This is a genomic window from Ferrigenium kumadai (assembly GCF_018324385.1).
Taxonomy (GTDB): Bacteria; Pseudomonadota; Gammaproteobacteria; order Burkholderiales; family Gallionellaceae; genus Gallionella; species Gallionella kumadai.
This window is the reverse complement of sequence record NZ_AP019536.1, coordinates 47,124-59,663: the sequence shown is the minus strand read 5'-3', so window position 1 is coordinate 59,663 and position 12,540 is coordinate 47,124. Positions and strand designations below refer to the sequence as shown.

Genomic DNA, 12,540 nt, shown 5'->3' with positions numbered 1-12,540 from the left:
CTATTTGAACAAGCGGGAAAAGAATCCCTTCTTCTTTTCCACAAAGTCGTTCTGCCTTTGCAGGTTGGACTGCACCGACTCGACATAATCCGCATCGTCCCGCTTGATGTGATTGAACAGCCAGGTGACCAGCAAGCTGTTCAACTCCCTGGAAACGTCTTCGCCCCTCAGGAACCGGGCCTGGTATTCGGATACGCGCTGGGCGAACAGGTCATGCACCTTCTTGTGCGCCTTGAGGAACGGGTAGCCGGCTTCTTCCTGCATGCTTTCCTCGAAGGCGAAGTGCGAAAGCGTGTAATCCACCAGCTCGCTGACCACCCTGCCGATCTCCTCGCGCGGATGGCCGCTGGAACGCGCGTCATCCAGCTGATTGATGTATTCCACGATCCTGCGGTGTTGCTTGTCGATCACATCGATACCGATTTCGAGCTGCGCCGTCCATACAAACTTGCCCATTAAATTCTCCTATCGTTCCCGTGATGTTGTTCATGCCCATCCAACAATGCCGCAGGCGGCGGCGAATAATATACATACAATTTGTAGTGATATTGATTTATCTCAAATTCATCAACCCGCTATGCGCATGGTCGCGTGATAAAATCCGCGCTCATTTTTTGAGTCACGCACCATGAGCCGCGCCATGCATCCCATCGAAAAACTCCTTCAACAACGCATCCTGATCCTCGACGGAGCCATGGGCACCATGGTGCAGCGCTACAAGCTGACCGAGACCGACTATCGCGGCGAACGCTTCAAGGACTGGCACCGCGACCTCAAGGGCAACAACGACCTGCTGGTTATCACCAAGCCGGAAGTCATCAAGGCGATCCATTGCGAATACCTCGCAGCGGGCGCGGACATCATCGAGACCGACACCTTCGGCGCGAACGCGACCACGCTCCACGCCTACGGCATGGAGTCGCTCAACTATGAACTGAACAAGGCGGGCGCTTCGCTGGCACGCGAGGCCTGCGACGAATACGCCACGCCGGACAAGCCGCGCTTCGTCGCGGGCGTGCTCGGCCCGACGGACAAGACCTGCACCATCTCGCCCGACGTGAACGACCCCGCCGCGCGCAACATCACCTTCGACCAGCTCGTAGCCGACTATTCCGAAGCGGCGCGCGGCCTGATCGACGGCGGCGCGGACATGCTCCTGATCGAGACCATCTTCGATACGCTGAACGCAAAGGCGGCGATCTTCGCGGTACAGAGCGTATTCGAAGAGCGCGGCTCCTCGCTGCCCATCATGATCTCCGGCACGATTACAGATGCTTCAGGCAGAACGCTCACCGGCCAGGTGACCGAGGCGTTCTACAACTCGCTGGCCCACGCCAAGCCTCTTTCCATCGGCCTGAACTGCGCGCTCGGCGCGGAAGAACTGCGGCAGTATGTGGCAGAGCTGTCGCGCGTCTCCAACTGCTATGTGAGCGCACACCCCAATGCAGGCCTGCCCAATCCGCTCGCGCCTACCGGCTACGACGACACGCCGGAAAACATGGCGGGACACATCAAGGAGTGGGCCGAGCGCGGTTTCCTCAACATCATCGGCGGCTGCTGCGGTACCTCGCCCGCATTCATCAAGGCCATCGCCGAGACGGTCAAAAACATCGCGCCGCGCAAGATTCCCAACAATTCGGTCGAATGCCGCCTCTCCGGACTGGAGCCGTTCAACATCGGCGACGACTCTCTCTTCGTCAACGTCGGCGAACGCGCCAACGTCACCGGCTCGGCCAAGTTCAAGCGGCTGATCCTCGAAGGCCAGTACGACGAGGCGCTGGAGATCGCCAAACAGCAGGTGGAGACCGGTGCGCAGGTGGTGGACATCAATATGGATGAGGCCATGCTCGACGGCGAAGCCGCGATGGTGAAGTTCCTCAACCTGATCGCCTCGGAGCCGGATATCTCCCGCGTGCCGGTGATGATCGACTCCTCGAAGTGGAGCATCATCGAGGCCGGGCTGAAGTGCGTGCAGGGCAAGTCCATCGTCAACTCCATCTCGCTGAAAGAGGGCGAGGAGAACTTCATCAAGTACGCGAACCTTGTCCGTAAATACGGCGCGGCCGCGGTGGTGATGGCCTTCGACGAGCAGGGCCAGGCCGACACCTACCAGCGCAAGATCGACATCTGCAAGCGCAGCTACGACATCCTGGTGAACAAGGTCGGCTTCCCGCCCGAGGACATCATCTTCGACCCGAACATCTTCGCCATCGCGACGGGCATCGAGGAGCACAACAACTACGCGGTGGATTTCATCGAGGCCACGCGCTGGATACGCCGGAACCTGCCCTACGCGAAGGTGAGCGGCGGCGTGTCCAACGTGTCGTTCTCCTTCCGCGGCAACGAGCCCGTACGCGAGGCGATCCACACCGTATTCCTGTATCACGCCATCAAGGCGGGCATGAACATGGGCATCGTCAATGCCGGCCAGCTCGGCGTGTACGAGGAGATACCCAAGGACCTGCGCGACGCGGTCGAGGACGTGGTGCTCAACCGTAGCCCCGACGCCGGCGAGAAGCTCGTCGCACTCGCGGAGACAGTGAAGGGCGGCGGCAAGGCGCAAGTCGAAGACCTGGAATGGCGCAAGGGCACAGTGCAGGAGCGCCTGACCCACGCGCTGGTACGCGGCATCACCACCTACATCGTAGAGGACACCGAAGAGGCGCGCCTGCAGGCCAAACAGCCGGTCGAGGTGATCGAAGGCCCGCTGATGACCGGCATGAACGTGGTCGGCGACTTGTTCGGCGCAGGCAAGATGTTCCTGCCGCAGGTGGTGAAGTCCGCGCGCGTAATGAAACAGGCCGTGGCGCATCTGGTGCCTTACATCGAGGAAGAAAAACTGCGCTCCGGCGACACCAGTACCAAGGGCAAGATATTGATGGCCACGGTGAAGGGCGACGTTCACGACATCGGCAAGAACATCGTCACCGTGGTGCTGCAGTGCAACAACTTCGAAGTGGTGAACATGGGCGTGATGGTGCCGTGCCAGCAGATTCTCGACGCCGCACGCGAACACAACGCCGACGTGATCGGCCTCTCCGGCCTCATCACGCCCTCGCTGGAAGAGATGGCGCAGGTGGCGAAAGAAATGGAGCGCCAAGGCTTCAAGATTCCACTGTTGATCGGCGGCGCGACCACCTCGCGCGTGCACACGGCAGTAAAGATCGAACCCAACTATCCGAGCGGTACCGTGGTGTACGTCGCCGATGCATCGCGTGCGGTAGGCGTGTGCAGCAACCTGCTGAGCAACACTTCGCGCGACAGCTACATCACCGAACTCAAGGCCGATTATCAGGCTGCGCGCGACCAGCACGAAGGCAAGAAGGGCAAGGCGAGCTATGTCTCGCTGCAAGAGGCGAGGGCGCATGGCGTGAAGACCGACTGGAAGCAATACGCACCGCCCAAACCGAAGGTGTTGGGCGTGCAGAAGCTGGAGGCTTATCCGTTGGAGGTACTCGTAGAGTACATAGACTGGACGCCGTTCTTCCAGGCATGGGAACTGGCCGGACGCTATCCAAAGATCCTTCAGGACGAAGTGGTGGGCGAGGAGGCGCGCAAGTTGTTCGCCGATGCGCAAGCCATGCTGAAGAAGATCGTCGAGGAGAAGTGGCTCACCGCCAATGCGGTGTTCGGCCTGTTCCCCGCGAACAGCGTGAACGGCGATGACATCGAGATCTACACCGACGAGAAGCGCAATAACGTGGCGATGACCTGGCACAACCTGCGCCAGCAGACCAAGAAGCCGGCCGACATCCCGAACTACTGTCTCGCGGACTACGTTGCGCCGAAGGAAAGCAAGGTCAAGGATTACATCGGCGCTTTCGCCGTCACCACCGGCATCGGCATCGATGCACGCGTCGCCGAGTTCGAGAAGAACAACGACGACTACAACGCAATCCTGCTCAAAGCGCTCGCGGATCGCTTGGCAGAAGCGTTCGCCGAACACCTGCACCTGCGCGTGCGTCGCGAGTTCTGGGGCTATGCGGCGGATGAGACGCTGGGCAACGAAGGGCTGATCGACGAACAATACCGCGGCATCCGTCCCGCGCCCGGCTATCCCGCCTGCCCCGACCACAGCGAGAAGGGCACGCTGTTCGAGCTGCTGCAGGCCCCCAGGAACGCGGACATCACGCTGACCGAAAGTTTCGCGATGCTGCCGACTGCAGCGGTGAGTGGCTTCTACTTCTCACACCCCGAGGCGAAATACTTCGCCACCGGCAAGGTGGACAAGGAGCAGGTCGCCGACTACGCCAAGCGCAAGGGCATCAGTGTGGAAGAGGCGGAGCGGTGGCTGGCGCCGGTGTTGAGTTATTAATAATTACTGGAAAAAACATGACTGAATTGATTAAAACCGACACCAAACTGGGCGAAGGCGCGGAAGCGCAGGCGGGCCAAACCGTGATCGTGCATTACACCGGCTGGCTGTATGACGAGAGCGCGCCCGACCACAAGGGCGCGAAGTTCGACAGCTCGCTCGACCGCAACGACCCGTTCGGTTTCCCGCTCGGCGGCGGGCGCGTCATCAGGGGCTGGGACGAGGGCGTGCAGGGCATGAAGGAAGGTGGACAGCGCACGCTGGTGATCCCGCCGGAGATGGGCTATGGCCCGCGCGGCGCGGGCGATGTGATCCCGCCGAACGCGACCTTGGTGTTCGACGTGGAGCTGCTCAAGGTGATACGCACCGAGATGATGGACACCAAAATCGGCGAGGGCGAAGAAGCGCAGTCCGGGCGATATGTGACGGTGCATTACACCGGCTGGCTGTACGACGAGAATGCGCCGGAGCACAAGGGCCGCAAGTTCGACAGCTCGCGAGACCGCAACGAGCCGTTCGATTTCCCGCTGGGCCACGGCCATGTGATCCAGGGCTGGGACGAGGGCGTGCAGGGCATGAAGGTCGGCGGGCGGCGCACGCTGGTCATCCCGCCGGAGATGGGCTACGGCAAGCGCGGCGCGGGCGGTGTGATTCCGCCGAATGCGACGCTGGTGTTCGAGGTGGAATTGCTGGCGGTCAACTGAATATGGCCAGGGAAAAAAACTTCGACGGTCGCACCCGTCAGGAGGTCATCCAGCAGACGCTGAAGACGGCGGCATTCGAGGCCGTGTCGCTGGGGGAGATCGTTTCCGACGGGCAGATGTTCGACCTGGAAAAAGACGAGCTCGTCGCTTTCGTCAGGATGGAGATACTTGCATTGCTGGAAAGCGGTGCGCGTATCGTCGGGCAATCGACAGACAAAGGCGGGGAGTGGGCCGAGTTGCCGGCATTCGCCTTGCCGAACGACGAAGCCGTCGAGAAAGTATTGCAACTGTGGGAAACAGAAGGACGGACGGCAGCCTTTCTCGTATGGTTCTACCGCAGCTCCGTTAACTGAACCGAGGAACGAGATATGAAACGCATCGCCCTGTTACCGCTGGCACTGCTGCTCGCAGGCGCATTTTCAACCACGGCCTGTTCGGAACAGGCCGCACCGCAAGCTGCACCGACAATGGAGAAGACCGGCATGAGCGAGCTGATCAAGAACGACGTCAAGGCAGGCGAGGGCGCCGAAGCCAAGGCCGGGCGCACAGTGTCCGTGCACTACACCGGCTGGCTGTACGACGAGGCCGCGCCGGATCACAAGGGTGCGAAGTTCGACAGCTCGCGCGACCGCGGCATGCCGTTCGAATTCCCGCTGGGTGCAGGCCACGTGATCAAGGGCTGGGACGCCGGCGTGGAAGGCATGAAGGTAGGCGGCCAGCGCACGCTGGTCATCCCGCCTCAGCTCGGCTACGGCGCACGCGGCGCGGGCGGTGTGATTCCGCCGAATGCGACGCTGGTGTTCGACGTCGAACTGCTGGGCGTGAACTAAACGCGCGACTCGAAACCGCCGTACCGGAAGTCTATTCGAATGAACCTCGCGCTGACCCACCCGCTGATACTGACCACGCTGCTGCTGGTCGCCTCCAACGTGTTCATGACGTTCGCCTGGTACGGCCACCTGAAGAACCTCGGCCAGTCGCCGTGGTACATCGCCGCGCTGATCAGCTGGGGCATCGCGCTGTTCGAGTACATGCTGCAGGTGCCGGCGAACCGCATCGGCTTCGGCACGCTGAATCTCGCGCAGCTGAAGATATTGCAGGAAGTCGTCACGCTGTCGGTGTTCGTGCCCTTCGCCGTCTGGTACATGAACCAGCCGCTGAAGATGGATTACCTGTATGCGGCGCTGTGCCTGATGGGCGCGGTGTATTTTATTTTCAGGACTTGATTAATCCGTTTGCCCTGAGCTTGTCGAAGGGCGGATTTGTTGCTCCGTTCATGCTTCGACAAGCTCAGCACGAACGGAGTTAAAGCGTTTCGTAAAGTATTGGGCTAACCATGCAAAAGCACATCCATATCCTCGGCATCTGCGGCACCTTCATGGGCGGCATCGCGGCCATCGCCAAACAGGCGGGCTATCGCGTCACGGGTTGCGACGCCAACGTCTATCCGCCGATGAGCACTCAGCTCGAAGCGCAGGGCATCGAGCTCATCGAAGGCTTCGGCGTGGAGCAGTTGGAGCTCAAGCCGGATGTGTTCGTCATCGGCAACGTGGTATCGCGCGGCAACCCGCTGATGGAGGAGATACTCAACCGCAACCTGCCGTATGCCTCCGGCCCGCAATGGCTGGCGGATACATTGCTCAGGGACAAATGGGTCCTGGGCGTGGCAGGCACGCACGGCAAGACCACGACGACGTCCATGCTCGCGTGGATACTGGAACACGCAGGGCTGAACCCTGGCTTCCTGATCGGCGGCGTGCCGCAGAATTTCGGCATCTCGGCGCGTATCACCGAGTCGCCGTTCTTCGTCATCGAGGCGGACGAATACGACACCGCCTTCTTCGACAAGCGCTCCAAGTTCGTGCACTACCACCCGCGCACCGCGATCCTCAACAACCTCGAATTCGACCATGCCGATATCTTCCCAGACCTGGCGGCCATCGAGACGCAGTTCCACCATCTGGTGCGCACCGTACCCGGGAATGGGCTGGTGGTGTGCAACGGTCGCGAGGAATCTCTGCAGCGCGTGATCAAGCGCGGCTGCTGGACGCCGGTGGAGAAGTTCGGCAGCGACGACGGCTGGAACATCGACGCCGACGAACAGGTATCGCTCAACGGCAAGGCGCAGGGCACGCTGAAGTGGGACCTGCTCGGGGAGCACAACCGCATGAACGCGCTGGCCGCGCTGGCCGCAGCACGCCATGCCGGCGTGCCCGTGGTACAAGGCTTGGCGGCACTGGCCGAATTCAAGAACGTGAAGCGCCGCATGGAAGTGCGCGGAGAGGTCAACGGCATCACAGTGTACGACGACTTCGCGCATCATCCGACCGCGATCGATACGACAGTTGCAGGCCTGCGACGCAAGGTCGATGGAGCGCGCATCCTTGCCGTACTGGAACCGCGTTCCAACACCATGAAGCTGGGCGTGATGAAAGACGCGCTGCCCGGCAGCCTGAAGGATGCAGACCTGGTGTTCTGCTATGCCGGCAATCTCGGCTGGGATGCGCGCGGCGCGCTCGCGCCGCTGGGTGACAAGGCCGTGGTGAAGGATGACCTCAATGAATTGATCGAAGCCATTGCCGCCGCCGCACGCTCAGGCGATCACGTCCTCGTGATGAGCAACGGCGGGTTCGGCGGGATACACGAGAAGCTGCTGAAGCGCCTGGGATGACACGTAGGGGCAGGTTTTAACCAGCGACTTGCCGCATGCGGCCTAGTCGATTGGCTATGCAAAGCCAAACCTGCCCGAAGGTTCCCAACGCCATTCCTCACGGGCGGGTTTGAAGCCCGCCCCTACGGCTCCTGATTCTCCAAGCCCAGTTCCTGGATCTTGCGCGTCAGGGTGTTGCGCCCGATGCCGAGCAGAGTCGCGGCCTCGATGCGGCGCCCGCCGGTATGGTGCAGCGCTTCCAGTATCAGGGTGCGCTCGAACTGAGCGGTGAGCGTGTCCATGATGCGTTCGTCGCCACGCTGCAATGCCTGGGCCGCCTGTTGCGCCAGCGCCGCGCTCCAGTCGCCGCTGCCCGCTGTGCTCGCTACCGTTTCGCCGCGCCATTCCGGCGGCAGGTCGGCCACCTCGACCACCTGGGACGGCGTCATCACCGTGATCCAGTGGCACAAATTCTCCAGTTGTCGCACGTTGCCGGGGAAGTCCTGCGCGGCGAGGAAACGCAACGCCTCCTCGCTCAACTGCTTCTGTTCAACGCTCAGCTCACGCGCGCTCTTCTGCAGGAAATATTTCGCCAGTAGCGGGATGTCCTCGCGCCGCTCGCGCAGCGGCGGCAGGCGCAGGCGGATGACGTTCAGCCGGTGGAACAGGTCCTCGCGGAACAACCCCTGTTTGACGCGCTCGTCGAGGTTCTGGTGGGTCGCGGTGATGATGCGCACGTTGGCCTTGATCGGCTGGTGTCCGCCGACGCGATAGAAATTGCCATCGGACAGTACCCGCAGCAAGCGCGTCTGCAGATCGGCCGGCATGTCGCCGATCTCGTCGAGGAACAGCGTACCGCCTTCGGCCTGTTCGAAACGCCCGCGCCGCGTCGCCGCCGCGCCGGTGAACGCGCCGCGCTCGTGACCGAACAACTCGGACTCGAGCAGGTCCTTGGGGATGGCGGCGGTGTTGATCGCGATGAACGGCTTGTCGGCGCGCGGGCTGTGGCGGTGCAGGGCACGCGCGACCAGCTCCTTGCCGGTGCCGGATTCGCCGTTGATCAAGACGGTAGCGTGCGACTGCGACAGGCGGCCGATGGCGCGGAACACCTCCTGCATCGCGGGGGCCTGGCCGAGAATATCGGCGGCGACCTCGACTTCCTCGGCCTCACCCGACTTGCGCTTGCTCTGCTCGATCGCGCGCCGGATCAGCTCGACTGCGTGATTGATGTCGAACGGCTTGGGCAGGTATTCGAATGCGCCTCCCTGGAATGCCGAGACTGCGCTCTCGAGATCGGAATAGGCGGTCATGATGATGACCGGGATGTGCGGATGGCGCTGGTGTAGCACCTGCAGGAAATCCAGCCCGGAACGGCCAGGCATGCGGATATCGCTGACCACCACCTGCGGCGTGTCGCTGTCCAGGGCGCGCAACGCGTCATCCGCACTCGCAAAACTCTTGAACGCGATGTCCTCGCGGGCCAGGGATTTCTCAAGTACCCAGCGTATCGAGCGGTCGTCGTCTATGATCCAAACGGATTTCATGTCTGTCACCTCAAGGAAGCGGAAGCATCACGGTAAAACACGTGCGTCCGGGTTCACTGTCGAACTCTATCGTGCCGCCATGCTGGCTGACGAAGTCCTGCGCCAGCGTCAGCCCAAGTCCGTGGCCGTCGGCGCGGCCGGAGACCAGCGGATAGAAGATCTTGTCCTGCAATTCCGGCGGGATGCCAGGGCCGTTATCGATGATCTGTACCATCACCGCAAGACGGTAACGGCGCTTGATAAGTGTCACCTGGCGCGCGATGCGCGTGCGCAGAGTGATCTGCCCATGGCCATGCATCGCCTGCGCGGCGTTGCGCACGATGTTGAGCATCGCCTGGATCAGTTGTTCCTTGTCGCCAACCAGTGCGGGCAGGCTGATGTCGTAGTCGCGCCGGATCTTCAAGCCCGCGGGCATCTCCGCCAGCACCACGCTGCGCACCCGCTCCAGCACCTCGTGGATGTTGAGCGCGCTGTAATGCGAGGCGTTCTGCGGCGTGAGCAGCTTCTCCATCAGCGAGCGCAGCCGGTCCGCTTCCTGAACGATGACCTGGGTGTATTCGCGCAGGGCCGGCTTCTCCAGTTCCTGTTCGAGTAGCTGTGCCGCGCCGCGGATGCCGCCGAGCGGGTTCTTGATCTCGTGCGCGAGATTGCGCAGGAGCAGGCGGTTGGCCTGGGTCTGGTCCAGCATCTGCTCTTCGCGCGCCAGTTTCAGCGGGCGGTCGATGGGGTGGAATTCCAGCAGCAAGTGCGATTTGGCAAGTTGCACCGGCGTCACGGCGCAGCGCAGGTGCAGCTTGCCGTGTCCATGTGTACCCAGCGTCAGGTCATGCTCGATATAGCTGGCGTTGTTGCTGACGGCGTGCTGCATCGCGCTGAACAGCTGCTCCGTGTCGGTAAACGCCTGGTGAGGCGAGTGCCCCAGCAAGTTCTTGCCGCTGACATCGAACAGGTTTTCCGCCGCCGGATTGAGATAGGCGATGCGCGACTCGTCGTCCAGCAGGATGACCGCGGTGGCGAGGTATTCCAGTGTGAGGGAGGGAAAGTCCGGCATACGTTCTTACAAAGCAGAAAACATGCCAGACGGTCTGGGTTACTTGAGTTTGGACAGCTCGGTCTTCAGCGCTTCGACATTCTTCTCATGCAGGCTCACTTCTTCCTGAGCGGCCTTCACATTTTCCTCATACCTGGCAACGGCACGATAGGTCTTCCCGTCTTTGCCGCGGTAGACCTCCGGGGTATCTTCGGCAAGCTGAAGCTTCTGGCGTGCGTCGGCCAGCAGTTTTTGTTCTGTCGCCAGCTCATCTTCAAGAATCTTGCGGCGTGCGTCGTCCCGATTCCTTTGTGTCGCACCATCCACTCGAGGGAAGTCTTCCGGCGAAGCCGCGGAACGCGGGCGCGCGGGCGGAACCGAAGTCGGCAACGGCTCCAGAATGATCTTTTTGCCACCCTTGATGGGCGTGCTGGAATAGGTAACGTGACCGTCAGCATCGACGGCTTTGTAGATCTCGGCTTGCGCCAGCACTGGACAAGCACACAACACGGCCAGCAAATATCGAAGCTTCATGTTCGGTTCCTCGGAGTAACGCGGCAAGTATAGGGCAAGCGTCGGACACAGACAAACCCCCAGGGTTCTGCATGCAAATAAAAACGGGGCTTAAAGCCCCGTTTTGTTTACTGCCTTGCGACCCAGCTTAGATGCTGTAGTACATATCGAACTCGACCGGATGGGTCGTCATGCGGATCTTGTTGACCTCTTCCATCTTCAATGTGATGAAGGCTTCGAGGAAGTCCTTGGAGAACACGCCGCCGCGGGTCAGGTACTCGTGGTCCTTGGCCAGAGCGTCCAGGGCCTCGTCCAACGATGCGCACACGGTCGGGACCTTTGCATCCTCTTCCGGCGGCAGGTCGTACAGGTTCTTGTCTGCCGGATCGCCGGGGTGGATCTTGTTCTGGATGCCGTCCAGGCCGGCCATCAGCAGCGCGGCGAAGCACAGGTACGGGTTCGCAGTCGGATCCGGGAAGCGGGCCTCGATGCGGCGAGCCTTGTCGCTGGCGACGTGCGGGATGCGGATCGAAGCGGAACGGTTCTTCGCCGAGTAGGCCATCTTCACCGGTGCTTCGTAGTGAGGGACCAGACGCTTGTAGGAGTTGGTGCCGGGGTTGCAGATCGCATTCAGCGACTTGGCGTGCTTGATGATACCGCCGATGTAGTACAGCGCGGTCTCGGACAGACCTGCATAGCCGTTGCCTGCGAAGGTGTTCTTGCCGTCCTTCCAGATCGACTGGTGCACGTGCATGCCGGAACCGTTGTCGCCGACGATAGGCTTGGGCATGAAGGTCGCGGTCTTGCCGTACTGGTGCGCGACGTTGTGCACAATGTACTTCAGGGCCTGAGTCTGGTCGGCGCGGCGCACCAGGGTGTTGAACTTGGTGCCGATCTCGCACTGGCCGGCGGTCGCCACTTCGTGGTGGTGCACTTCGACTTCGATGCCGATGTCTTCCAGCGCCAAGCACATTGCGGCGCGGATGTCGTTCAGGCTGTCGACCGGAGGAACTGGGAAGTAGCCGCCCTTCACCATCGGACGGTGGCCGGTGTTGCCGCCTTCGAACTTCTCGCCGGTGGCCCATGCGGCCTCTTCGGAGTTGATCTTCAGCGAGCAGCCGGACATGTCGACGGTCCAGGTCACGGAATCAAAAATGAAGAATTCCGGCTCGGGACCGAAGAAGGCGGTGTCGCCCAGACCGGTGGACTTCAGGTACGCTTCGGCGCGCTTCGCGATGGAGCGCGGGTCGCGGTCGTAGCCCTTGCCGTCGGACGGCTCGATCACGTCGCAGGTGATGACCAAGGTGTTCTCGTCCATGAACGGATCGAGGTAGGCGGTGGTCGGATCCGGCATCAGCAGCATGTCGGAAGCCTGGATGCCCTTCCAGCCGGCGATCGAGGAACCGTCGAAGGCGTGGCCTTCTTCGAACTTGTCCAGACCCACGTACTTGGCAGGCACACCAACGTGCTGCTCTTTACCGCGGGTATCGGTGAAACGGAAATCCACGAACTTGACGTCGTGGTCCTTAATCATCTTCAACACATCATTTGCCGTCATCGACATAACTCTCTCCAAAGATCAAATAAAACAGCGAACAAAATTCACGAAACCCGGAATTCAGAATGCAGAAAGCGTGCCAATCCTATCCGCATAGAAAGGCGGCATTGTGCCATAAGCCCGCGACACGGCACAGAAAATCTTTGCACCAAAAATGGGCAATTACCTTCCATTTATGCACCAATCTAGTGCGCAAATGGAGGTGCATCTGAATGGGGCGAAGTGG

At 61.2% G+C, this 12,540-nt stretch carries 11 protein-coding genes; 6 read left to right on the top strand and 5 right to left on the bottom strand.

Annotated elements, in window-relative coordinates; all coding sequences use genetic code 11:
- Nucleotides 1–456, bottom strand: coding sequence for a bacteriohemerythrin (locus FGKAn22_RS00265; protein WP_212786008.1), 456 nt, complete (start codon nt 454–456; stop codon nt 1–3).
- A 172-nt stretch (nt 457–628) separates the two neighbouring features.
- Here FGKAn22_RS00265 and metH point away from each other — a divergent pair, with 172 nt between their 5' ends.
- The 6 genes from metH to mpl all read left to right on the top strand — a co-directional run bounded on the left by metH (nt 629) and on the right by mpl (nt 7,690).
- Nucleotides 629–4,315: a methionine synthase gene (gene metH / locus FGKAn22_RS00260; RefSeq protein ID WP_212786007.1), complete on the top strand. Its 3,687-nt coding sequence runs from the start codon at nt 629–631 to the stop codon at nt 4,313–4,315.
- A gap of 17 nt (nt 4,316–4,332) precedes the next feature.
- Complete coding sequence (locus tag FGKAn22_RS00255; protein ID WP_212786006.1) at nt 4,333–5,019, top strand: FKBP-type peptidyl-prolyl cis-trans isomerase; 687 nt, start codon at nt 4,333–4,335, stop codon at nt 5,017–5,019.
- A gap of 2 nt (nt 5,020–5,021) precedes the next feature.
- Nucleotides 5,022–5,372 carry a hypothetical protein gene (locus FGKAn22_RS00250; RefSeq protein ID WP_212786005.1) on the top strand — a complete coding sequence of 117 codons (351 nt, stop codon included), beginning with the start codon at nt 5,022–5,024 and terminating at the stop codon, nt 5,370–5,372.
- A gap of 15 nt (nt 5,373–5,387) precedes the next feature.
- Nucleotides 5,388–5,849 (top strand): FKBP-type peptidyl-prolyl cis-trans isomerase, encoded by a 462-nt coding sequence (locus FGKAn22_RS00245; RefSeq protein WP_212786004.1) that lies wholly within the window; start codon nt 5,388–5,390, stop codon nt 5,847–5,849.
- 39 nt (nt 5,850–5,888) lie between these two features.
- Nucleotides 5,889–6,245 carry a DMT family protein gene (locus FGKAn22_RS00240; RefSeq protein ID WP_212786003.1) on the top strand — a complete coding sequence of 119 codons (357 nt, stop codon included), beginning with the start codon at nt 5,889–5,891 and terminating at the stop codon, nt 6,243–6,245.
- A 110-nt stretch (nt 6,246–6,355) separates the two neighbouring features.
- Nucleotides 6,356–7,690, top strand: a complete 1,335-nt coding sequence (mpl, locus tag FGKAn22_RS00235) for a UDP-N-acetylmuramate:L-alanyl-gamma-D-glutamyl-meso-diaminopimelate ligase (RefSeq protein WP_212786002.1) — start codon at nt 6,356–6,358, stop codon at nt 7,688–7,690.
- Nucleotides 7,691–7,812: 122 nt separating this feature from the next.
- Here mpl and ntrC read toward each other — a convergent pair whose 3' ends face one another.
- From ntrC to glnA, 4 genes are all read right to left on the bottom strand, one after another.
- Complete coding sequence (ntrC, locus tag FGKAn22_RS00230) at nt 7,813–9,213, bottom strand: nitrogen regulation protein NR(I) (protein ID WP_281411880.1); 1,401 nt, start codon at nt 9,211–9,213, stop codon at nt 7,813–7,815.
- Between the two features lie 10 nt (nt 9,214–9,223).
- Complete coding sequence (glnL, locus tag FGKAn22_RS00225; protein ID WP_212786000.1) at nt 9,224–10,264, bottom strand: nitrogen regulation protein NR(II); 1,041 nt, start codon at nt 10,262–10,264, stop codon at nt 9,224–9,226.
- A 39-nt stretch (nt 10,265–10,303) separates the two neighbouring features.
- Nucleotides 10,304–10,777, bottom strand: a complete 474-nt coding sequence (locus tag FGKAn22_RS00220) for a DUF4124 domain-containing protein (protein ID WP_212785999.1) — start codon at nt 10,775–10,777, stop codon at nt 10,304–10,306.
- A 127-nt stretch (nt 10,778–10,904) separates the two neighbouring features.
- Nucleotides 10,905–12,314: a type I glutamate--ammonia ligase gene (gene glnA / locus FGKAn22_RS00215; RefSeq protein WP_281411914.1), complete on the bottom strand. Its 1,410-nt coding sequence runs from the start codon at nt 12,312–12,314 to the stop codon at nt 10,905–10,907.
- Nucleotides 12,315–12,540 lie beyond the last annotated feature (226 nt).